The organism is Streptomyces vietnamensis, assembly GCF_000830005.1.
Taxonomy (GTDB): domain Bacteria; phylum Actinomycetota; class Actinomycetes; order Streptomycetales; family Streptomycetaceae; genus Streptomyces; species Streptomyces vietnamensis.
Genome location: NZ_CP010408.1, coordinates 14,202 through 34,920 on the forward strand (window position 1 = coordinate 14,202; position 20,719 = coordinate 34,920).

The window sequence follows — 20,719 nt, forward strand, 5'->3', positions numbered from 1 at the left end:
GCGGGACCGCCCCTGCCCGCGAGGACCGCACCTCCCCGGTCCGCACGACGACGGACCTGAACAGGGACCGTCCCTGCCCGCGAGGACCGCACAGGGCCTGGATCTGCCGCTCGATGGCCTTGATGGGACCGTCCCTGCCCGCGAGGACCGCACCCCGGTTCCGGGCCGTCGTGGTTCATCGACCAGGGACCGTCCCTGTCCGCGAGGACCGCACTCGTCCAGGTCTTCAGCGATCTCCGCGGGCGGAGGACCGTCCCTGTCCGCGAGGACCGCACCCTTGCCGAGCTGGGCCTTCTCGCCAGGAGGTGAACTCCTGACGCCACTTTCGAGTTTTCCGACAAAGGTGGCATTCCGCGTGTTCCGCCACGGGCGTGTTAAGGACGGGCGACTCGGTTACCCGGCCGCCCTGGGCGACCAGCTGGCTGGTCGCAGGCTATTTCCAGCCCGGTCCTGCACCGCTTCCTTCCCTCTGCGCACCAGGGCGGTGAGGGGTTGCCTGCCCTTGCCTTGCGGCTGGTGCAGTCCACGGGCGCTCTACTCCCCCATCCAGGGGACGAGTTCCCCTCTTGTGGGAGGCGAACAAGCAACACCGTACGAGAAGAACGGAAGGGAAGCCCGCATTAACTGAACTTTTAACCCTTATGCACCATTTGTCAGTGACGAGTGCGAAGGTGCGCGCATGGACGAGAACACCACCACTGTCGTGGTCAAAGAGACGCTGGACCCCGCCCCCTCGCAGGTAGCGATCCTCCAGCGCTACGCCGACGCCTCGCGCTGCAGCTTCAACTACGCCCTCGGCCTCAAGCACGGTGCGCAGCAGCTGTGGGCCCATGGCCGTGACCGGCTCGTCGCCCAGGGGCAGGCGCCCGCCGAGGCCGCCCGGAACGCGCCGAAGGTCGAAGTGCCTGGCCAGTTCGCCATTCAGAAGATCTTCCTGGCGCAGCGTGACCAGCCCCTGCCCGGACCTCTGCTGCCGGGCCAGGAGCCAAGGCTTCTGTATCCGTGGTGGAAGGGGGTGAACGCGATCGTGTGCCAGCAGGCGTTTCGGGACGCGGACGCCGCCTTCAGCAACTGGAAGAGCGCCGGCCGCCGCAAGGGGGTTCCTGCCCGTTATCCCCGGTTCAAGCGGCGTGGCCGGTGTCGGGATTCGTTTCGGATGTTCGCCGTGCGGCTGGTCGAGCAGGATCTGCGGCACGTGCGGATCGGCGGGGGCGGCGGTCAGCCTGCCTTCGCGGTGCGGCTGCACCGTCCCGCGCGGCGTCTGGCCCGGCTGCTGGCTCGTGGCGGGGTGACGAAGACGGTGACGATCGCCCGTGAAGGCCACCGCTGGGTGGCGGCCTTCAACGTCCGTGTCCCGGTCGGCCCAGCGCCTCGGCCGAGTCGACGTCAGCGGGAAGCGGGAGCTGTGGGGGTGGATCTGGGGGTGAAGGTGTTCGTCGCCACCTCCGACCCGGTGGTCATCAACGACCACAAAATCCAGCTGTTCGAGAATCCCCGGTGCCTGGAGAACACCCGGCGGCAGCTGCGTAAATGGCAGCGGCGCATGGCCCGCCGGCATGTACGCGGGCTGAAGTCCCACGAGCAGTCGAAGGGCTGGAAGGAAGCCCGGGACCAGGTGGCCAGGCTTCACGCGCTGGTGGCTGCCCGCCGGGCGTCCAGCCAGCATCTGGTGACCAAACGGCTGGTGACCCAGTACGCCCACGTGGCCCTGGAAGACCTGCGGGTGAAGAACATGACCGCCTCCGCCCGCGGCACCGCGGAAAACCCCGGCCGCAACGTGAAGGCCAAGGCCGGGCTGAACCGGGCCATCCTCGACGTCGGCTTCGGCGAGATCCGCCGCCAGATCGAGTACAAGGCCCTGCTCTACGGGGCCACTGTGACCGTCGTCGACCCCGCGTACACCTCGCAGACCTGTAACCGCTGCGGTCACGTGGACGCCAAGAGCCGCCGCACCCGCGATCAGTTCACCTGCACCCGCTGCGGCCACGCCACCCACGCCGACATCGGCGCCGCCATCAACATCAAGACCCGTGCCCAACTCTCAACCGAATCGGTTCAGCCGAGGGCTCGTTGACCGGGAATGACCCTTCACTACCTGCCTACCGCCACCACCACCGAGGGACGCGAGCCGGATCCCGCCCAGGCGCCGCCCTTCGGCCTCACCGATCCCGCGGAGTTCGCCAACGAGCCGGGAGAACGTGAGCCGTGGAAGGGGGAGGCCGAGGCCCTCGCGGAAGCGGCGGCGGTCGGCCGGCGAGCCGCGGAATGGATCCGGGCCCTGCCTCTCCCTCTTCCGGACGGGGCCTGGATCTGCGGCCCGCTGGCCGATGCCGTGGAAGAGGCGATGACCACTTTGGACCCGGCAGACTGCGACGACGCCGACCGCTTCGGTCATGGAGGTGTCTCGGAATCGGCGCGGCAGCGCCTGGACGGACTCGTCTACGACGTTGCCGCCGTGGTGTCTCTGACAGCAGCCCAGAAGACCGCGCTGTTCGCAGTGATCCACTGCGTCCAGGGCACCCCCAAATCCCTCGCCAACGACCCGGGAACAGTGATCGAGAGAGGGGACCTGGCGGCCGTGTGCGAGATCATCCGCAGCGCCATCGGCGGGGCGCAAGCCTCGGAGGCCTGACGCGGCACCGAGCGCCCGGCCGCCTGGATCAGTCTGCCACCCGGCTCGCCGTTCGCCACCGCGACCGGGGACACTTACACCACGACCACCACCGATCCAGTGCTGGAGGTCCTGGAGGGGATCACCCGGCACCAGGTCGTCGCCCACCCGTGTCCGCCGAGCAGGAGCCCTATCCGTGCCGTATGTCGTCGCCCTCCAGTTCGTCCCCGGCGGTCCCCGCGTCACCGGCACCTGGAACGAGGAGGGCCCGGCCGATCGCAGATTCCTGACCTGGCTCGGGCTTTACGGGGTGCCGGGCGCCGCCACGGTGATCGCGTTGGCCGAGCGGACCCCGGACGGCCTCGAGCGTCTCATCAGGCGGTGGCCCGAGCCGGCGGCATGACCCCATCGAGCGAGGTGACCGGCCGGAGCCAGCCGCGTTGGTCCGACCATGAACAAGATCATCACCGCTGTCGCCGCCGTGCTCCTCGCCACCGCACTCGCACCCGCCGCGACCGCCGCCCCGGCACCGGTCCAGGACACCCGCCTCCAGCTGACCGTCGAGCGCACCGAGAACGGCCAGGACACCGTCGGGGTCGTCTGGCTCGACTGCCCCGACAGCGGACGCCCCGCCCACCCGCACCGGGCCGAGGCCTGCGCGGACCTGGAAGCCGCCGGCGGCGACTTCGACCGCCTCCCCGGCCGGGACACCGCCGTCTGCTCCAACGAAGCCACCCCCGTCACCGTGACCGCGGACGGCAGCTACCACGGCCGTGAAGTCCACTGGACAGACACGTACGAAAACGACTGCACACGCCAGCTGGCGACGGGCAATGTCTTCGAGTTCTAACGGGCATTCCGGCCCGAACGCGGGCAGGATGCCCGTACGCTGACCGTGAGGCGGGTGGAGTCGACTGGTCGTTGCACTCCCCACACCCGCCTCACACGCGCCCCCGACCCCCCGTTCGGGGGCGCGGCCATGTCCACCACCGGACGTCGCCCTCGCTCTCGACGCTACGAGACGGGTCCGGCATCAGCCCCCGCCCGGACACGGGGCGCGTTCCGGTCGATGAAGTCCTGGAGGAGCTCGCGGGTGGGTGGCGGCATCATTCCCTCGGCGTCGAGGAGGTGCCATTGGCAGCCGGGGACGAGGTGGTCGAGCCGCTGGAAATCCTCCAGCTGGTAGAGCAGCAGCAGGGTGTCGAGAGCCTGCTGCGCGGGTGGCCATTCGCGCTGCTTCAGCGTGCTGAGCAGGACCAGGCCGGCCACCGCGTAACGGCACTTCTGCCACTCCCCAGCCGCCTCGCCCAGGCGTCCGGAAGCCAGTTCCTCTTCGGCGCGCGTGCACAGGTCCAGGGCCCACTGCCGTACGCGCTCCGCGGTCCTCCATGCCCGCGCGAGGTCCTCCAGCGGAGCCGTGGTGGCCAGGTCGCGCAGCTGGTCGCGGGCATCGCGCACGGGGCCGAGGGCCAGGTGCCCGTCGTCGGTGAGGACCGTGTCGGCGACCTCGGGGGCGTCTTTGCGGGTGGTCTCGACGAGGGACGCTATCGGGTTGGCCACGGCGGTGGGGTTCATCGCGCGCAGCATGTCGCCCATGTCCTCCAGGGACATCGATCCGGTGATGACCGCGGAGGCTGCCGCCAAGGCAGCGTCCTTGGGGGTGGAGGGTGACGGGCCGGGGTTCTCGTCGAAGGAGGCGAGCTCGGCCGGGGGCCAGGTGTGCCCGCCGGCGCGTGCGAGGCGGGCGATGCCTTCGTCGATCCGCCTGGCCCTGGCGGGGACCAGGGTCACGGTCAGACCGGCGTCGGCAATGTGGTCGGCGAGGTCGTCGAGCCGCTGATCCGGGTCGCGGTCTGGTGCGTCGTCGCCGTGGAGGGTGATGGTGTCCACCGCTGCGGTGAAGGCGGCCCGTACCGTCTGCTCGGGTACCGGGAGCCCCTCGTCGAACAGGAGGAGGGCCACGTCATTCGGGCGCTTGCCGCGGCCGGCGTGCCGTGCGAGGCCGAGGACGAGGTCGAAGCTCTCGGGCGCCGGGCTGGAGGTGCTGCCCTTGCCGCGGCCCAGACCGCCGCCGGGGATGTTGCCCGGCAGCAGGCGGCGGCTCCTCCAGACCTCCAGCATCTTCTCGGTCACGGCGAGCCCGTGCCGGTGGGCATGGTCGAGCAGCAGCTGATCGGCCGCGCTTGGGGTGTTGGTGGACATGGCAGGGAAGGTACCGGCGCCGCTCGCGGTCATGACCGGGCTGTCACCTCATCCGGTGGCCCCCTCGGAATGGCCACCAAATGGCAAGCCCATGGCGTAGCGGTGGCGGGCTGCCCTGCCCCCGGCCCCGTTTAGAGCCCCCCTACCTGCGCCGGGTCCCCGCACATCCCGCCCGCTCCAATGGCGTGGAAATGGCAAGCCTGTGGCGTACCTACGCCGCGGCAGGCCGACCAGATTGGAGTCGGCGGCCTCGGGGTGACCTGCGGCCGCCAGACGACCCGACTCGTTCAAGGAGCCCGGCATGCCCGCCAGTACGAACGCACCCCGCCCGGACCGCGATAACCAGGAGCTGCGCCTGGTCGTTCTCCTCCTGGCCCTGGCACTGGGGCTGTTGGTGACGTCAGCAGTGGTCTACGTGGCCCTGGTCCATCCGTCGACGGCCGAGCCGCTGGCGGTAGGCGCGGGGGTCCTTGGCGCCCTGACCGGCGCCGGTGGCCTCATCGCCCGCGTGCTCAGGCACTGGCGGTGACGGACCCTGCTGGCCGGCGCCCGGTCACGGTCTTCGGCGGCGTCTGTTTCGAACTCTCCAAGGGGGCGGTCAATCTCGTCTCCGACCAGTGATCGTTTCTGCAGTGAAATCCGGCGCCCAACCGAGTGAGTTGGCCCGTGAGCGCCTTCCACAAAGAGACGCCCCGCGGCTACAACGCGAAGCATGATCACCAACCTGATGCGGCGGGCTCTGCCCGTGCTGGCCCTGGCTACCGTCCCCGTTCTCACCACAGCGCTGCCGGCAGCAGCCACTGTCCCGGCCGCTCAGTCGGCCCCCCTGGCCCAGCAGGGTTCCCTCCAGGACAGCGCAGGTCTGCCGACGCCGGTGCTGATGCCACTGTTCGAGGCCATCGACCAGATTCCCGTCGCGGCCGAGCACCGCGAGGGGTACAGCCGGACCCTCTACAAGCACTGGAACAAGGGCCTCAACCCGGCTGACGGATGCAACACCCGCAAGGAGGTCATCCTTGCCGAAGCCATCGAAGCGCCTGAGGTGGGGGATCGCTGCGCGCTGACGGGTGGGTCCTGGCTCAGCAAGTACGACAACGTCGTGGTCACCGACGCGGCCCGCCTCGACGTGGACCACTTCGTACCGCTCGCCGAAGTGTACGACTCCGAGCAGACGCCGTGGAGCCCGGCACGGCGTGAGGCGTACGCGAACGACCAGGACAGCCCCGACACCCTGATCGCGGTCACCGCGGCCTCCAACCGGTCCAAGGCCGACAAGGACCCGGCCGAATGGCTGCCCTCGGACGCCACCTACCACTGCACCTACGCCGCGACCTGGGTCGGCACAAAGCTGCGCTGGGACCTCGCCGCCGACGAAGCCGAACGCCAGGCTCTCCTCGGACTCGCTGAGGACTGCCCCACGACCATGGTCAGCTACGAACCCGTTCTATAGCCGACCGGCAAAGTGCCGCCGTTACCCAAGGCGCACTGCTGGTACGTCGGCGAGCGGAGCGGACGAAACTGCGCTGGGGCCTGACCGCAGGCCAGACCGAGGCCGATGCGCTGAAGGTGTACGCGGAGGCGTGCGAGACCACCATCGTGCACTTCACCCCGCCGCGTAACTGGGGGAGGAGGAACAGCCGGTTGAGCCGAACTGCCTCCTGACCTGGTTTTCGTAACCGGTCAATTGTGAGAACCGGGTGGAAGCGGATCCTCCCCCAGCCAACGGCGCACTGTCTCCGCGTCCTCTGGGCGGCCAAGCTTGTCGAGCACCAACGCTTGCAACTTCAGCACGGTATGAAGTTTCGGAAGCAGCGTGGGTGTCGTGACGATACGACGGCGGTAGAGCTCCACAGCCTCTGCCGTCACCCGTAGAGCCCCGGAAAGGTCGCCCCATCTCATGGCGACCATTGCCAAGACAGTCAGCGAGTGGGCGAGGTTGGGCTCGTAGGCGGCGGGGTTGCCGACGGCCAGCCTGCGGCAGATCTCCACCGCCTCCTCGGACACAGGCAGGGCCTCCGCACGATGCCCCACATCCGACAGCCGGATGCCCAGGTTGGACAGCTAGTGGGCGAGGTCGGGCTCCTAGGCGGCGAGGTCGCCGGCGGCCAGCCTGCGATAGATCTCCACCGCCTCCTCGGACACGGTCAGGGCCTCCGCACGGCGCCCCGCCTCCAACAGCAAGATGCCGAGGTTGGACAGCGAGGCGGCGAGGTCGGGCTCGTAGGCGGCGGGGTTATCGGCGGCCAGCCTGCGATAAATCTCCACCGCCTGCTGTTCGGCGGTCAGGGCTTCCGCCCGGCGCCCCGCCTCCGCCAGCCGGATGCTGAGGTTGGTCAGCGAGCGGGCGAGGTCGGGCTCGTAGGCGTCGGGGTCGCCGGCGGCCAGCGCGCGACAGATCTTCACCACCTGCTCGGACATGGGCAGCGCCTCCGCCTGGCGCCCCACCTCCGACAGCCGGATGCTGAGGTTGCCCAGCGCGCGGGCATAGTCAAGCGCGTAGGCGACGGGGTTGCCGACGGCCAGCCTGCGGCAGATCTCCAGCGCCTCCTCGGACACGGGCAGGGCCTCCGCCTGGCGCCCCGCCTCCGCCAGCCGGATGCCCAGGTTGGACAGCGAGGCGGCGAGCTCGGGCTCGTAGGCGGTGGGGTCGCCGACGGCCAGCCTGCGATAAATCTCCACCGCCTGCTGTTCGGCGGTCAGGGCCTCCGCCTGGCGCCCCGCCTCCGACAGCCGGATGCCCAGGTTGGACAGCGCGCGGGCGAGGTCAGGCTCGTAGGCGGCGGGGTTATCGGGGGCCAGCCTGCGATAAATCTCCACCACCTGCTCGGACACGGTCAGGGCCTCCGCACGGCGCCCCGCCTCCAACAGCCGGATGCCGAGGTTGGACAGCGAGCGGGCGAGGTCGGGCTCGTAGGCGGCAGGGTTGCCGACGGCCAGCCTGCTGCAGATCTCCACCGCCTCCTCGGACACAGGCAGAGCCTCCGCCCGATGCCCCGCCTCCGACAGCCGGATACCCAGGTTGGACAGCGAGGTGGCGAGGTCGGGCTCATAGGCGGCGGGGTTATCGGGGGCCAGCCTGCGATAAATCTCCACCGCCTCCTCGGACACGATCAGGGCCTCCGCACGATGCCCCGCCTCCGACAAATGGAGACCGAGGTTGGACAGCGAGCGGGCGAGGTCGGGCTCGTAGGTGGCAGGGTTGCCGACGGCCAGCCTGCGATAGATCTCCACCGCCTCCTCGGACACGGTCAGGGCCTCCGCACGGCGCCCCGCCTCCAACAGCCGGATGCCGAGGTTGGACAGCGAGCGGGCGAGGTCGGGCTCGTAGGTGGCGAGGTCGCCGGCGGCCAGCCTGCGATAGATCTCCACCGCCTCCTCGGACACGGGCAGGGCCTCCGCACGGCGCCCCGCCTCCAACAGCCGGATGCCGAGGTTGGTCAGCGAGCGGGCGAGGTCGGGCTCGTAGGTGGCGGGGTCGAAGGCGACGAGTTGCCGGTCGGCCTGGGTGAGTGCGGTGGTGAGTTTTACGGCGAGGGCTGTTGTGACGCGGGAAGGGTATGGGAGCGCGCTGGTGGCGCTCTGGACGGCCGTGTAGGCGAGGGGGGTGGTGTCCAGGGCCATGTCCAGGGTGTGGAGGACGCGGTCGCTGTTGGTGGTGCGGCCGGTGTTGTAGTGGGCGATGGCGGCGCGGGCCAGGACGGTGATGGTCTGTGCCTGCTGCATGGGAGAGCCTGCTGTGAAGAGGGCGGGCAGCAGAATGGCGCCATCCTCGAGGACGCGGGAGGCGTGGTACTCAGCGACGCGGTCGGGTTGGAGGGAGCCCCAGTAGCGGTCTCCGTCGGCGGGGTACAGGGCGGCCAGCCAGTTCGCGGCGGAAGCCGCCTGGCGGTCGGGCAGGCCGGGCAGGGTGGTGATCACCTGGACTGCTTCCTCCCGGGTGGCGGCCCCGCACAGTGCGGCGACCGCGACGGCGGCACCCAGGGTGGAGGAGTCCAGGTCGAGCCTGTGGGCGGGCGTTTTCGCGCTGGCCTCCCAGAAGCGGTCCTCGTGCTTGAGGAGGGTGCGCTCCGGCGGGGTGCCGGGGGTCGCGTCGACGGGGTGCGGTCCGTGCTGCAGGAGGTCGACCAGGGCGGTCATCTGCAGGGTGAGGACGTTGTCGTAGCGGTGGTCGTGCAGGTCTGCGGGAGGCCTGAGCTCGACGGCGAGGGACGACCAGTCGTGCGCGGACAGGGTGGGAACCAGCGGGAGCAGGCGGGCGAGGTCGCCTGCAGCCTGGCGATAGGCGCTCTGCCTGTCCCGGGCGGGCTGACTGGTGGGGATGAGGGGAGCGAGGGGAGTGACTGGGGCCTCTTCCAGGAGGTCCCGTACCGCGGGGATGGCTTGGAGGGAGCCGGTGCGCCATTCGCCGTCGGAGCGGGCGAGCAGCAGCAGCCGCACCCGGTGGCGGGAGCGGTGCAGGTGGGTGATCAGGCGGCGCAGGAGGCGGGGGCGGGTTTCGGCGTAGTCGACGACCAGGAGCAGGGGCAGGGCGGTGTTCAGGGTGGTGAAGTCGGGCGGGGTGCCGTCCAGGGCGGGGTCGTCGGTGAGGTCGGAGCGCAGGTGCCCGGTGACCCAGCCGTGCCAGCCGAGGGTGTCGGTCAGGCGGCGGGCAAGGCGGGTCTTGCCCTGTCCGCCGGGCCCGGTCATGACCCGTATCGAGATGGAGGGCGGTCCGCTCTCGCACCACGCGTGCAGGTCGGCGAGTTCGGTGTCGCGGCCGTAGAAGGCGACCGCCTCGGTGTCGGCGCGGAGCAGCGCGGCCGGGGAGCGGAAGTTGCGGTCGACCGTGGCAGGGGTGAGGAGGGCTGCCGGTTCGATGGGTTCGAGGACGGGTTCCCAGCCGGTGTGCTCTTTGATGAGGCCGCGGAAGGCGTCGTCGGCGAGGAGGCTGGCGGCGGCGGTGGCGGTCAGACGGGTGCCGCCGTCGGCGCGGCGGTCGCGTCGTATGACTCCGCACAGCAGGTCGCCGCCGAAGCCGTCCTCGGCGAGGACGGTGGCGCCCGACATGCCCGACCAGCGGCTCCCGCCGGTGGCCCCGGTGCCGGGAGTGGGGTCGGTGCTGGAGATCTCGTAGCGGCCGGCCAGGGCGCCGGTGCCCGGGGCGATGAGACCGGTCAGCTGCTCATCCAGACGCCGACCGTCCTCTGTGTCCTTCTGCAGGCGGGGGAATCCGGTCGCGGTGACCGGAAGGCGGCGGGTGCCGATGATCAGGCCGTACCGCTGAGGTGGCCGGGTGAGCAGGTCGCCCAGGGAGGGCGGTACCTGCCAGCCGTCCTGTCCGTCGGTGATCTCGATCAGCGCCGCGTCGACGGTGTCGTCCGTGCGCTGCCAGCGCACGGACGCCGAGAAATCCCGCTCGCCGCTGTCGGGCAGGCTCACTGTCACCGGCTCCCCGGCGGTCGGATCCAGGTCGTCCAGGACGTGGGCGGCGGTCAGCACCAAGCGCGGTGCGACCAGGTAGCCCGACCCGAACCCCCTCGTCCTCTTCCCGTCCTTCAGCCGGTCCACCCGGATCTGCACCCGCCGGTCGAACTCCACCAGACCTCCCCCACTCCCCCTTTCCGCGCGTACGCGGGAGGGGCTACTCCTCGTCGCTGATGTCCACGTCTCCGCCGCCCGGCCGGTGTGGGGTCAGCTTCACCGTCAGCTTGTGGGTGTCCTTCGTGCCGCTCTCCTTCTTCCCGCCGAGGCTGATCACGCTCCACCTCAGCCCGCCGTTGACGCCCTTGGTCCCGGTCAGCTCCAGCCCGAGCTCCACCGTGATCTCCCCCAGCGTGAACAGCACCCCCTTGTCACCGCCCTCCGCGGGGTCCGCGAGCCGACTCTGGGCCTCGGCAATCTGCTCCCGCAGCAGCGTGACCGCGTCCGCCAGGTCCATCCACTGTCCATCCGCACCGTGCGTATCGGACATCCCTTTCCCCCTTATCTCGCGCCCCGGGCGTTGCCCTGTCCCGGCTCCACCGGTTTCCCCACCCGCATCCGACGGCTCAACACCGCCGGCACAACCACAGTCCCACGCGACACACCAGAGCGGAGCAGTTCGCCGAACATGCGTACCTGTAAGCCTCGAAGGAAGGCCGATATCCGCCGTCGCTGTGGCCGCCGATGCGGGGACGATCGCGCTGCCGGCTGGCCGGCCCCGGCTACGGTTCACTTCTGCCCGTTCTCATCAACATCAAGTCCGGCATCCGGGTCGCGCAATGGCCGCAGGCCGCGGGGCCGTCATCCAGCAGCCCTAAACCGGGCAAGGCGTCTCAGAACGGGGGGCGTCGTGCCGGGGGCCGTCCGACGGCTCGGGCGGCCGGGCGGTGCGGCGTTGGAGGATGGTCAGGGCGTCCTGGACGCGGCCGATGTCGATGAGGTAACCGGCCAGATCATGGCCGTTCCTGGAGGCATGCTGTTCGAGAACGGCGACCGCCTCCTCGATGCGTCCGGCGCCGGCGAGCAACTCGGCAATGTGCAGCGCCGCATACCAGGTGGCGCCCTCGGGATGGGAGCGGGCCTGGGCGATCGCTCCGTCGACACCGTCGCGGGCGGCGATCAGCGGCAGCCGTATCCCGTACAGATCCCAGTACTCCTCGCCCCCACGGGCGGCGGCGAGAGCGTCGAGGTGCGCCAGGCCCTCCTCGGGGCGGCCCTGGCCGAGATACAGGTCGGCCAGAATATGGAGGATCCAGTCGTCCCCGTTGCGGGCGTCGGCCTGGCGGCGCATCACCTCGATCGCCTCGCTCCCCCGGCCGTGCCGGGCCAGGAGCTGCGCGAGCTCGACAGCCGCGTGGGCATCATGGGCTCCAGGCAGGTCGGCCTGCCGGTATGCCGCGATCGCCCCCTCCACATCGCCGCGCTCCTCCAGCAACAGCGCGAGCCTGCGTACGGCGTACCCCGAGTCATCACTCGCCGCAGCTGCCCGAAGCTCGTCGAGCCGGCCGTGCAGGGCCAGCAGCGCGGCCAGTTGCCTACGGTTGAGCAGCGTGGTGCCGTCGGGGCGCAGCAGGGCAATCGCCTCGTCGATGCGGCCCTGGCGCTCGCGGATCGTGGCGAGCAGACCGATCGCCGTGTCGCGATCGAGGCCCCGGCAGCACCACGGAAAATCGGAACACTCGTGCCCGGTCCGGGCGGCGAGCAGCGCGGCGGCTTCCTCGTCGCGGCCGACAGCGGCCGCGACATCGACCAGCGTCACGGCAAGGGACGGCTCGCCGATGTGCGGGCGCAGCAACATGAACGCCTCCTCGGCACGGCCGTGCCGGGCGAGCAGGCGCGTGTAGGACTCCAGCGCCATCGGATGTCCGGCCTCCATACGGACCCGGGTGATCTCGATCGCCTCATCCACACGACCCCAGCCCTCCAGCAGCTCAGCGGCGGCTTCGACGGCCGTCCACCAGCCGGTCGCCAGATACGGGGCGAGCACCTCCAACGCGTCGGCCTGCCGGCCCTGCTCACCCAGCAACCGCGCCCAGGCCAGCGCGCAGAACCACTCCCCGCGTCCGGCCTGCAGCTCCACCACGTCGACGTGACCGTGTTCAAGCAGCCGCAAGACCAGCTCCGGCGGAATGCAGCCGGACCGCGTCCGGGCCCGGTAGTCAAGATCAGCAACGTCCACGGCCACGCACCCTAACGCTCACCCCCAACACCTTGCCCACACCACCGGCGGTTTCGAATACAGCACAGGTGGCATGACGCTCCCCGCCACTCAGGGCGGCCGCTTGGACCGCGGCTCGTCGGGAGGCGTACGCCAACGACCAGGACGCCGCCACGAGCCTGGTGGCGGTGACGGCACGTTCGAACCGCTCGAAGGCGGACCAGGAACCGGCCGAGTGGATGCCTCCGCTGCCGGGGGCGCACTGCCGGTACATGGGAGAGTGGACCGCGACGAAGCTCCGCTGGGGCCTCGCGACCGACCAAGCCGAGGCCAACGCCCTGAAGGTCTACACGGAAGCCTGCGAGACCACCGTCGTCCACTACACCGCGGCACCGTGACGGCTGTGCCCGGGCAGGCTGCAGGTGCGGTCTGCCCGGGCACATGTCCGATGAGAGCCAGGCCGGTCCCGAGCAGGTCACACGGGGCGGCCAAGCCGTTCACGGGCAGATCAGAAGGCGGTGGCGCCTTCCAGCGCCCACCAGGAAGCGTTGGAGCTGTCAACCTTGCGCAGGCCGCCGGTGACGAGTCCTTGGTACTGGTAGAGCCAGATGCCGTCGGACGCCTCCAGGTCGGGTCGTCCGTCACCGGAGGTGTCGCCGACGCCAAGGATGTGGTCCATGGAGTTCCAGCCGCCGCTGCCGATGAGCTTGCGCGTGCCGAGACCCCCGCTGCCGGTGCCGGGGTAGAGCCACAGCTTTCCTGTGGCCTTCTCCCGGGCAACGAGGTCGGCCCGGCCGTCGCCGGTCATGTCACCAGCGCCGACGAGGGCGTTCATGCCGTTCCAGCCGCCGGCGCCGATGAGCTTGCGCGCGCCGAGGCCCCCGCTGCTGGTGCCCGGGTACAGCCACAGCTTGCCGGTGGCCTTCTCCACGCCGAGAAGGTCGGAACGGCCGTCGCCGGAAAGGTCGCCGAACGCAGCGAGCCGGCCCATGGAGTTCCAGCCGCCGCTGCCGATGAGCTTGCGCGTGCCGAGACCCCCGCTGCCGGTGCCCGGGTACAGCCACAGCTTGCCGGTGGCCTTCTCGCGGGCGATCACGTCCTCGCGGCCGTCGCGACTGAAGTCACCGTGCCGCACGAGGGCGTTCATGGCGTTCCAGCCGCCGGCGCCGATCAGGCGCCCAGAGCCGTTGCCGGGCATGAACCACAGGCGCCCGGCCTCGTCGCGCAGTACGGCGTCCGCCCGCCGGTCGCCGTTCATGTCGCCGAACCCGCTCGCTCGCGGCGACGTCGCCGTTTCCCAGTAGGGATACGGCTCCGCCTCACACTCGCGCAGCGTGGGCACAAGCTTGATGGAGCTGGTATCAGGGTCGCCGCCGCTGGTCGGATAGTTCTGGTCGGGGGTATCCCATGAGTACCCGCCCGCGAGTCCGTAGTTCGGCTGGTCGTACATGCAGACGTTCAAGCCCGTGCGGTTGTACCGCGTTCGGATCTTGTTGTCCCAGCTCCCCAGCGTGGGCACGCTCGTCCTCGTCTTGAACATCGAGCCCGTGCCGTCGCCGCTTGCCCAGCCACAGAAGTAGCCCTGGGGGCAGTCACTGATCGCCGCCTGCGCGGGCGCGGCACCGGCCCCGAGCAGCCCCAGCGACGTGAGCCCCAGCGTCGTGGCCAACACGGCCGCGCGCCGAAGCAGAGTGTTGCGCATGGATTCCCTCCCTCACGCGGCACGGAGAACGGTCTCGACGTGCCGCGCCAGGAAGATATCCCAGCCTACGGACAGCTGATCAGGCGCCTCGGAGGTGGGCACCGGCTTTGTGGCCGCGTCGTCCGCCAGTCGGCGGCTGGGCGCGGACCCCAGCTTCGAATATCGCGCGCTTGAAATGACGCTCCCTGCCAGCTGAGCGGATCCCGTGGAGCCCGGCGCGGCGTAGGGCGTACGCGAACGACCAGGACAGCCGCGGGACGTCTCCACGGAGCCGGCGGTGAAGTTCCACACCCCGCCGGTTCAGCGATGGCTACCTCGTACGCGAAGCCTCGCCGCGGTGAGTGGCGGCGCCCCCAAGGTCCGGATCGCCGCCGCGCTTGTGAACAGCGCGGAGGCACGCCCCGCACCTGGGAACGGCTCCTCGGCGCAGCCGCAGCAGTCATTCCGGAGGCGGACACCGAGCTCTAGTGTCCTGAGTCGGAGATTTGTCGTTGGTCTGGTGTGAGTCGTCCTGGACCGAAGATCCCGCCGGTGGTGTTGTCCGATGCCGAGCGGGCGATGTTGCAGTCGTGGGTGCGCCGTCGTTCGAGTGCCCAGTCGCTGGCCTTGCGGTCGCGGATCGTCCTGGAGAGCGCGGACGGACACGCGATCGCCGAGGTCGCCCGGCGGCTGGGCATCACCACGGACACCGTCCGGGCCTGGCGGCGACGCTTCCTGGAACGCCGGCTCGACGGCCTGTGCGACGAACCACGCCCCGGTGTCCCCCGGAAGATCACCGACACCGACGTCGAACGCGTCATCGTCAAGACGCTCGAGGAGACACCGAAAGACGCCACGCACTGGTCGACCCGGTCGATGGCCGCGGCGACCGGAATGTCGCAGTCGGCGATCTCCCGGATCTGGCGGGCCTTCGCCCTCCAGCCCCACCGGGCCGAGACGTTCAAGCTCTCCAAAGACCCGCTGTTCATCGACAAGGTCCGTGACGTGGTCGGGCTGTATCTCGACCCGCCGGAGCGGGCCCTGGTGCTGTGTGTGGACGAGAAGTCCCAGATCCAGGCCCTGGACCGGTCCCAGCCGGTCCTGCCGATGATGCCCGGGGTGCCCGAACGCCGCAGCCACGACTACGTGCGCGCGGGCACCACCACCCTGTTCGCCGCACTCGACACCGCGACCGGCAAGGTCATCGGCTCGCTCCACCGCCGCCACCGCACGGTGGAGTTCAAGAAGTTCCTGGTCAAGCTCGACAAGGAAGTCCCCGCGGACCTCGAGGTCCATTTGATCCTGGACAACTACGTCACCCACAAGGTCCCGGCCGTGAAGACCTGGCTGCTGGCGCATCCACGCTTCCACCTGCACTTCACCCCGACCGGCTCCTCCTGGCTGAACCTGGTCGAGCGGTGGTTCGCCGAACTCACCACGAAGAAGCTCCGCCGGGGCGTCCACCGCTCCGTCCAGGCCCTCGAACGCGACATCCGGGCCTGGCTCGCCGACTGGAACGAACACCCCCGGCCCTTCGTCTGGACGAAGACCGCCGACGACATCCTCGACAAAGTCGCCGCTTACTGCCGACGAATCTCCGACTCAGGACACTAGTAGTGCTTCGTTAGGTCTGCTGTCCGTGAGGTTGCGAATGGTGCCTAGGATGCGGGCCATGGTGATCATCGACGTAGCTTCAGTCGCAAGTGAGGACGAGCTGCACCGACTGCTCCAGAGAGAGTTCGACTTTCCGGACTTCTACGGTCGGAACTGGGCTGCCTTCTGGGACGCCATCAGCGGCCTTGTTCTCATCCCCGAGCATGTGCGTTTCGTGGGTTGGAAGCCGTTGGCGGAACGTGTCCCGGATGGGGCGATGATGCTGGCCGATTGCCTTGATCGATACCGCGAGCTCTATCGGCCGGGTCTTCGGGTGGAGTACCTGTAGCCGTGACGCGTACCCGTCCGTACTGACAGATCTCGGCCGCACGTCACACAGGTGCCGGTCCAGCACCTCAGCAGGTCCTGAAGGGCGTCGAGGACCTGGTAGAGGGTCAGGCCGGCGTGTGGGCTTTTGGGTCGAGCCGCCGCAGGGTGAGGAAGGCCTGGGCGGCGGTGACGAGGGTGACGTGGTGGTGCCAGCCGCGCCAGGTGCGGCCCTCGAAGTGGTCCAGCCCGAGGCCGTGCTTGAGCTCGCGGTAGTCGTGTTCGATCCGCCAGCGCATCTTCGCCCAGCGGACCAAGTCGGCGACCGGGGTGGTGGCGGACAGGTTCGATATCCAGTAGCCCGTCGGGGCGTCCTGGCCGTGCGGCCATTCGACCAGGAGGGTCCGGGCGGGCAGGACGCCGTCCCACCGGTTGCGGCCGCCGCCCGCGGTCTGTGCCACGGCCAGGGACTGCTTGCCCGCCGGCCGGACCGTCAGGACGGTGAACCGTGAGGTCATCGGGCCTTTGCTGCCCTGTCGCCAGGTGACCTCGGCGAACTGTTCCGGGCCGGCTTCTGCCGCGAGGGCACTGACGGCTCGGGACGGGGTGCGGTAGCGGGGCAGGGTCGGCGGTCCGAGCCCGCCATAGGCGGGCCGGTGCGGCTCGGCCTGTTCGGCATGGGCGACTTCCTTGCCGGTCAGGGCGAGGACGTAGGACAGTCCGCGCTCCTCCAGGCCGGTCCGGAAGGGGGTGCTGACGCCGTAGCCCGCGTCGGCGACCACCACCGGCGCCTCCAGCTCCCAGCCGGCAAGCGTGTCCAGCATGCCGAGTGCCAGGCGCCACTTCTCCCGATGGGCAACGGCGTCGTCCGGCACCCCAGCCCTGCGGCAGCGGGCCGGCTCGTCCGTCCACTCCCGCGGCAGATACAACTCCCAGCCCAGCGGGCAGGACGCCGCGTCGGCGGCGGCGTGGACACTGACCGCGACCTGGCAGTTCGCCCGTTTTCCCAGCGCTCCGCAGGACTGCCGGGCCACCCCGACCGAAGCGGTGCCGCACTTGGGGAACGACACATCGTCGATCACCCACACCTCCGGCGTGATCGCCTCGCTCAGCCGTTCGGCGATCCGCCGCCGCACCGGCAGCGGATCCCACGGCGACTGGTTCACGAACTGCTGCAGAGCCTGCACGTTCCCGTCCGGCAGCCGCTCGGCCATCGGCTGGACCGACTTGCGCCGCCCGTCCAGCATCAGACCCCGCAGATAACACCCGCCCCACCGCCGCTGATCCCGCCGCGGAAGCGAGGCGAACACATCGGCAACGAACTCCGACAACTCACCCCGGAGCCGTTCCACCTCCCCCAACCTCATAACGCAAAGATGCCCACCACCAGGCAAGATCACCCAACGTAACGAAGCACTACTAGGCGGGCTGGCGGGGAGGCAGAGCCGCTCGGGCACGCCAGAAATCCGCGTCGCGAGGGTCGGTGAGCCATCCGATCAGTCGCTCAGCACCAGTTTTGAAGGCGCGGGGCAGTGAGGTCTCCTCAGCGACAACAAGCCTGAGGGCGTCGACGTCATGGCTAGCGTGATCGGTGTCGCACCAGCAGGCCACGTTCACTGCCGCGTCGACCGCGAGCTGGCCGAAGTCGGTCCACACGACTTGGAGCAGGAACTCCAGCCGATCGCCCCCGTCCGCATGCTCGATGACGTCCAGGCCAAGCACGATGGGCGTCCACGGCCGCGGGCCCGGGAAGACCGCGTGATCCAGTGCCCACTCCCACTCAGCCTTGTCTCCGTCCGCGCGAGCCGCATCAACTGCACGGGCGGCTTGTTCCAGGGATTCCACGTCGGCAGGCGACAGGCGGGGGAAGAGCGTGGTCAATGGGACATCGTCGAAGGCGCCTCGCATGAGTCGATCATGCGTTCTCTCCGCCTCCAACGACAAGGGACCACCGCCCTGACCTTTCAGGGCATCCTGACGATCACCAAGCTGAGCACGTTCGTCGGCTCTGTCGCTGATCTTGTGATGCTGGGCGGCTGAACTGGGCAGCCTCGAGGTGTGCGGTTCTGGGGGTTTGGTGCGGTTGTTTCCGCATCTGTCGGGTGTGGTGGTGGAGTCGATCTCGCGGGACGCGGGTGTGGTCACGTTTCGTACGCGGGCCCGGGCCGACTCGGCGAGATGCCCGCGGTGCATGTCGCTGTCGTGGCGGGTGCACGGTCGGTACGAATGGCGCCTGGCGGACGCCGCCGCGGGTACGACTCCGACGGTTGTCCGGCTGACGGTCCGCAGGTTCAAGTGCCTCAGTCCTGGATGCCCGACAGTAACCTTCGCCGAACAGATACCGGGCCTGACCAGTCCCCATGCCCGACACACCCCGGTCCTGCGCAAGCTGCTGGCGCGGGTCGCCGAGGCCTTGGCCGGCCGGGCCGGTGCCAGGCTCGCCCGGCAGATGGGAATGCCGGTGGCCAAAGACACCCTGCTTCGGCTTCTTCGTGCGTCTGATCTGGAGGATCCCGGTGCGGTGCGGGTCCTTGGGGTGGACGAGTTCGCCCTGCTCAAGGGGCACAACTACGCGACGCTGCTTGTCGACCTCGAAGCCCGCCGTCCCATCGATGTCCTGCCCGGTCGCGAGGCAGAGACGGTCGCCCGCTGGCTCGAGGGCCATCCGGAGGTGGAAATCGTCTGCCGCGACCGGGCATCGGCCTATGCCGAGGCGGCCCGGGCGGCTGCACCTCAAGCGGTCCAGATCGCAGACGTCTGGCACCTGTGGAACAACCTCGCCAAAGCCGTCGAACGAACTCTCACCAGCCACTATGTCTGCATCCGTGCCGGTCACGACGCCGCCAGGCAACCCGACGAGGAGACCATGGCGCCACCGCCGGACGGCACATTCGACGTCAACGGACGCCCGCGCCGGATCGTCGGCCGGATCCGCGAACGACACCGCCGCGTCCAAGAACTGCTGGCCCAGGGCCGTTCCCTTCGGGGGATCAGCCGGGACCTCGACCTGGACTATTACGCGGTCCGTCGATACGCACGCACCACCAACGTCGACGAGCTGCTGGTCAAGGTCACCCAGCGACGGACCCTGCTCGACGACTACAAGCCCTACCTCTACGAACGCTTCACCCAGGGCTGCCGCAACGCCAGCCAGCTCTTCCGGGAAGTCCGTGACCAGGGCTTTCGTGGAGACAGAACGGTCGTCAACCGCTACGTCCGTCAGCTCAAGCAGGGCGTCGAGACGGCACCCCCGGCACCAGCCCTGCCCAAACCGCGGCGGGCACTTCGCTGGGTAATGACGCACCCCGACCGGCTGCGGCCGCATGAAGTGCTCGGCCTCAAGGCCGTCCGGGCTTCTTGCCCCGAGCTCGACACGGCCGTCGAGCACGTCCGCAACTTCGCCATCCTCATGCACGAGCGACGCGGCCAGGACATCTTCGACTGGATCGAACAGGTCCATGATGACGACCTGCCATCACTGCAACAGTTCGCCCGTGGACTCCTTCACGACCGGGACGCCGTCGTCGCCGGCCTCTCGTCAACCTGGAGCTCAGGACAAGTCGAAGACCAAGTCACCCGGGTCAAGCTCATCAAGCGAGCGGGATACGGCAGAGCCAAACTCGACCTCCTCCGAACCCGAATCCTGCTCAGAACCTGACCACAACCCCATCACAAGATCAGCGACAGAGTCCGTTCGTCCGTACCTGGCTGAGCACTTCAACGAGTACGCCGACACTTGTCATGAAGCGGTGTCGCTGGGACAGCGTGTGAGCGCCGAGGTCTTGGCTCTGGACACCGAGAGGCGTGGGCAAGCGGTGCTGTCCTTGATTGCCCTGCAGGAGAATCCATGGCTCGTCTGGGCTGAGCGCGTGGGCAGCATCGTCAGTGGTCGCGTGACGAAGCTCGTCCCATTCGGCGCCTTCATCGGTCTTGATGACGGGATCGCAGGGCTGATTCACAACTCCGAACTGCTAGCAGCAGTGCCAGGCGGGGAAGTCCGCGTCGGTGATGTGATGACCGTGCGGATCTCAGAGGTCGACCCACCCATGCGACGTATCCGGCTGTCGCCGGGGCGCTAGAGTGCCCTTCACATCGGGGGGCGGGAGTGACATGGCAGAGAAAAGCTGGCAGCTCAGGCAGGATGATCGCCTCGTAGGGACGTTGACCCTTGAAGAGATCGACATGTTCTGGTCGGACTGTCGCTTCGAGCCTGCTCCCGCTTGGGACGACCTCCGCCCCCTTTTCGCCGCTTCGCGGGATGCATGGGTTCGGGGTGACGAAGAGGCCGCCCTGGCAGCAGATGAGGCGATCCATGCTGAGGGGCTCATCCTCGTCCCCGACGAAGGCGGCGACCCCATCACCGATTTCCTAATCCGGATCAACGGAGAGACGGCCCGCTTCCGACACTGACTGCTGCTGGTGGCAGGACCAGCCCACGCGTCGAACGACGGAGGGCCGGCGCCTGGTTCTGGCATCAATAGACTCCTCTGGTCAGCGCTTACGTTCGGGTGCTGCAGCCAAAAGCAGGGGGATGTGGTGTCGACGGTCGACGCGCAGAGGGTCTGGAAGCCGTCCGTAGCGGAACTCTGGGCGGGACGACGCCCTCTGTGGTGGACCGTTGGCCCGACGGGGGAGCTGGCTGTTCTGCTCGTCCATCGGCAGTGCCTACGCCGAAGCCGTTACGTGA

19 protein-coding genes, 1 pseudogene and 1 CRISPR repeat array (1 of these 21 running past the window's edge) are annotated in these 20,719 nt (G+C 69.3%); of the genes and pseudogenes, 13 read left to right on the forward strand and 7 right to left on the reverse strand.

All coding sequences use genetic code 11. From position 1 onward, the window contains the following. Window positions 1-275: direct repeats of the CRISPR family, unit length 29 nt; unit sequence GGGACCGTCCCTGCCCGCGAGGACCGCAC; it begins 183 nt to the left of the window's first position. A 404-nt stretch (window positions 276-679) separates the two neighbouring features. The 4 genes from SVTN_RS39430 to SVTN_RS39445 all read left to right on the forward strand — a co-directional run bounded on the left by SVTN_RS39430 (window position 680) and on the right by SVTN_RS39445 (window position 3,461). Continuing rightward, entirely contained in the window at window positions 680-2,074 is a 1,395-nt protein-coding gene (locus tag SVTN_RS39430; RefSeq protein ID WP_052499801.1) for an RNA-guided endonuclease InsQ/TnpB family protein, read from the forward strand. A 6-nt stretch (window positions 2,075-2,080) separates the two neighbouring features. Continuing rightward, window positions 2,081-2,632, forward strand: a complete 552-nt coding sequence (locus SVTN_RS39435) for a hypothetical protein (protein WP_041134778.1) — start codon at window positions 2,081-2,083, stop codon at window positions 2,630-2,632. 175 nt (window positions 2,633-2,807) lie between these two features. Continuing rightward, on the forward strand, window positions 2,808-3,014 hold the full coding sequence (locus tag SVTN_RS39440) for a hypothetical protein (protein ID WP_041134779.1): 207 nt from the start codon (window positions 2,808-2,810) through the stop codon (window positions 3,012-3,014). Between the two features lie 48 nt (window positions 3,015-3,062). Then, window positions 3,063-3,461 (forward strand): SSI family serine proteinase inhibitor, encoded by a 399-nt coding sequence (locus SVTN_RS39445; protein WP_041134780.1) that lies wholly within the window; start codon window positions 3,063-3,065, stop codon window positions 3,459-3,461. A gap of 164 nt (window positions 3,462-3,625) precedes the next feature. Here SVTN_RS39445 and SVTN_RS39450 read toward each other — a convergent pair whose 3' ends face one another. Continuing rightward, complete coding sequence (locus SVTN_RS39450; RefSeq protein ID WP_174518351.1) at window positions 3,626-4,813, reverse strand: hypothetical protein; 1,188 nt, start codon at window positions 4,811-4,813, stop codon at window positions 3,626-3,628. A 301-nt stretch (window positions 4,814-5,114) separates the two neighbouring features. Here SVTN_RS39450 and SVTN_RS44535 point away from each other — a divergent pair, with 301 nt between their 5' ends. Next, the gene (locus tag SVTN_RS44535; protein WP_041134781.1) at window positions 5,115-5,342 is read left to right on the forward strand and encodes a hypothetical protein; all 228 of its coding nucleotides are present in this window, start codon (window positions 5,115-5,117) and stop codon (window positions 5,340-5,342) included. 183 nt (window positions 5,343-5,525) lie between these two features. After that, window positions 5,526-6,263, forward strand: coding sequence for an HNH endonuclease family protein (locus tag SVTN_RS39460; RefSeq protein ID WP_041134782.1), 738 nt, complete (start codon window positions 5,526-5,528; stop codon window positions 6,261-6,263). Between the two features lie 230 nt (window positions 6,264-6,493). Here the strand turns inward: SVTN_RS39460 and SVTN_RS39465 are convergent, their stop codons facing one another. The 4 genes from SVTN_RS39465 to SVTN_RS39480 form a co-directional block, all read right to left on the reverse strand. Further along, window positions 6,494-6,874: a tetratricopeptide repeat protein gene (locus tag SVTN_RS39465; protein ID WP_078908850.1), complete on the reverse strand. Its 381-nt coding sequence runs from the start codon at window positions 6,872-6,874 to the stop codon at window positions 6,494-6,496. A 21-nt stretch (window positions 6,875-6,895) separates the two neighbouring features. Then, window positions 6,896-10,390 (reverse strand): tetratricopeptide repeat protein, encoded by a 3,495-nt coding sequence (locus SVTN_RS39470; protein ID WP_052499803.1) that lies wholly within the window; start codon window positions 10,388-10,390, stop codon window positions 6,896-6,898. A gap of 43 nt (window positions 10,391-10,433) precedes the next feature. Continuing rightward, window positions 10,434-10,763 carry a trypco2 family protein gene (locus tag SVTN_RS39475; protein WP_041134784.1) on the reverse strand — a complete coding sequence of 110 codons (330 nt, stop codon included), beginning with the start codon at window positions 10,761-10,763 and terminating at the stop codon, window positions 10,434-10,436. A gap of 324 nt (window positions 10,764-11,087) precedes the next feature. Further along, window positions 11,088-12,452 (reverse strand): tetratricopeptide repeat protein, encoded by a 1,365-nt coding sequence (locus SVTN_RS39480; protein ID WP_041134968.1) that lies wholly within the window; start codon window positions 12,450-12,452, stop codon window positions 11,088-11,090. A gap of 95 nt (window positions 12,453-12,547) precedes the next feature. Here SVTN_RS39480 and SVTN_RS39485 point away from each other — a divergent pair. Beyond that, window positions 12,548-12,829 (forward strand): annotated as a pseudogene (locus SVTN_RS39485) (HNH endonuclease); the annotation flags it as partial. A gap of 110 nt (window positions 12,830-12,939) precedes the next feature. On the opposite strand, the gene SVTN_RS39490 reads toward SVTN_RS39485, so the two are convergent. Further along, window positions 12,940-14,133 carry an FG-GAP-like repeat-containing protein gene (locus tag SVTN_RS39490; RefSeq protein WP_041134785.1) on the reverse strand — a complete coding sequence of 398 codons (1,194 nt, stop codon included), beginning with the start codon at window positions 14,131-14,133 and terminating at the stop codon, window positions 12,940-12,942. 558 nt (window positions 14,134-14,691) lie between these two features. On the opposite strand from SVTN_RS39490, the gene SVTN_RS39495 reads away from it, so the two are divergent. Beyond that, on the forward strand, window positions 14,692-15,726 hold the full coding sequence (locus SVTN_RS39495) for an IS630 family transposase (RefSeq protein ID WP_099055352.1): 1,035 nt from the start codon (window positions 14,692-14,694) through the stop codon (window positions 15,724-15,726). 58 nt (window positions 15,727-15,784) lie between these two features. Beyond that, a complete protein-coding gene (locus tag SVTN_RS39500) occupies window positions 15,785-16,054 on the forward strand; it encodes a barstar family protein (RefSeq protein WP_052499870.1) in 270 nt (89 codons plus the stop codon). Window positions 16,055-16,160: 106 nt separating this feature from the next. Here the strand turns inward: SVTN_RS39500 and SVTN_RS39505 are convergent, their stop codons facing one another. Next, complete coding sequence (locus SVTN_RS39505) at window positions 16,161-17,399, reverse strand: IS701 family transposase (protein WP_078908851.1); 1,239 nt, start codon at window positions 17,397-17,399, stop codon at window positions 16,161-16,163. A gap of 208 nt (window positions 17,400-17,607) precedes the next feature. On the opposite strand from SVTN_RS39505, the gene SVTN_RS44540 reads away from it, so the two are divergent. The 4 genes from SVTN_RS44540 to SVTN_RS39525 all read left to right on the forward strand — a co-directional run bounded on the left by SVTN_RS44540 (window position 17,608) and on the right by SVTN_RS39525 (window position 20,442). Next, window positions 17,608-18,072 carry a hypothetical protein gene (locus SVTN_RS44540; protein ID WP_159026583.1) on the forward strand — a complete coding sequence of 155 codons (465 nt, stop codon included), beginning with the start codon at window positions 17,608-17,610 and terminating at the stop codon, window positions 18,070-18,072. A gap of 97 nt (window positions 18,073-18,169) precedes the next feature. Continuing rightward, window positions 18,170-19,690 (forward strand): ISL3 family transposase, encoded by a 1,521-nt coding sequence (locus tag SVTN_RS39515; RefSeq protein WP_281192830.1) that lies wholly within the window; start codon window positions 18,170-18,172, stop codon window positions 19,688-19,690. Between the two features lie 109 nt (window positions 19,691-19,799). Beyond that, window positions 19,800-20,111, forward strand: a complete 312-nt coding sequence (locus SVTN_RS44545) for a S1 RNA-binding domain-containing protein (protein WP_041134791.1) — start codon at window positions 19,800-19,802, stop codon at window positions 20,109-20,111. A gap of 31 nt (window positions 20,112-20,142) precedes the next feature. After that, a complete protein-coding gene (locus SVTN_RS39525; RefSeq protein WP_041134970.1) occupies window positions 20,143-20,442 on the forward strand; it encodes a hypothetical protein in 300 nt (99 codons plus the stop codon). The last annotated feature ends 277 nt before the right edge of the window (window positions 20,443-20,719 follow it).

Coding starts and splice junctions, on each gene's coding strand:
- SVTN_RS39430 (WP_052499801.1), top strand. CDS start 680: ATGGACGAGAACACCACCACTGTCGTGGTCAAAGAGACGCTGGACCCC.
- SVTN_RS39435 (WP_041134778.1), top strand. CDS start 2,081: ATGACCCTTCACTACCTGCCTACCGCCACCACCACCGAGGGACGCGAG.
- SVTN_RS39445 (WP_041134780.1), top strand. CDS start 3,063: ATGAACAAGATCATCACCGCTGTCGCCGCCGTGCTCCTCGCCACCGCA.
- SVTN_RS39450 (WP_174518351.1), bottom strand. CDS start 4,813: ATGTCCACCAACACCCCAAGCGCGGCCGATCAGCTGCTGCTCGACCAT.
- SVTN_RS44535 (WP_041134781.1), top strand. CDS start 5,115: ATGCCCGCCAGTACGAACGCACCCCGCCCGGACCGCGATAACCAGGAG.
- SVTN_RS39460 (WP_041134782.1), top strand. CDS start 5,526: ATGATCACCAACCTGATGCGGCGGGCTCTGCCCGTGCTGGCCCTGGCT.
- SVTN_RS39475 (WP_041134784.1), bottom strand. CDS start 10,763: ATGTCCGATACGCACGGTGCGGATGGACAGTGGATGGACCTGGCGGAC.
- SVTN_RS39490 (WP_041134785.1), bottom strand. CDS start 14,133: ATGCGCAACACTCTGCTTCGGCGCGCGGCCGTGTTGGCCACGACGCTG.
- SVTN_RS39495 (WP_099055352.1), top strand. CDS start 14,692: ATGTTGCAGTCGTGGGTGCGCCGTCGTTCGAGTGCCCAGTCGCTGGCC.
- SVTN_RS39500 (WP_052499870.1), top strand. CDS start 15,785: ATGGTGATCATCGACGTAGCTTCAGTCGCAAGTGAGGACGAGCTGCAC.
- SVTN_RS39505 (WP_078908851.1), bottom strand. CDS start 17,399: ATGAGGTTGGGGGAGGTGGAACGGCTCCGGGGTGAGTTGTCGGAGTTC.
- SVTN_RS44540 (WP_159026583.1), top strand. CDS start 17,608: ATGGCTAGCGTGATCGGTGTCGCACCAGCAGGCCACGTTCACTGCCGC.
- SVTN_RS39525 (WP_041134970.1), top strand. CDS start 20,143: ATGGCAGAGAAAAGCTGGCAGCTCAGGCAGGATGATCGCCTCGTAGGG.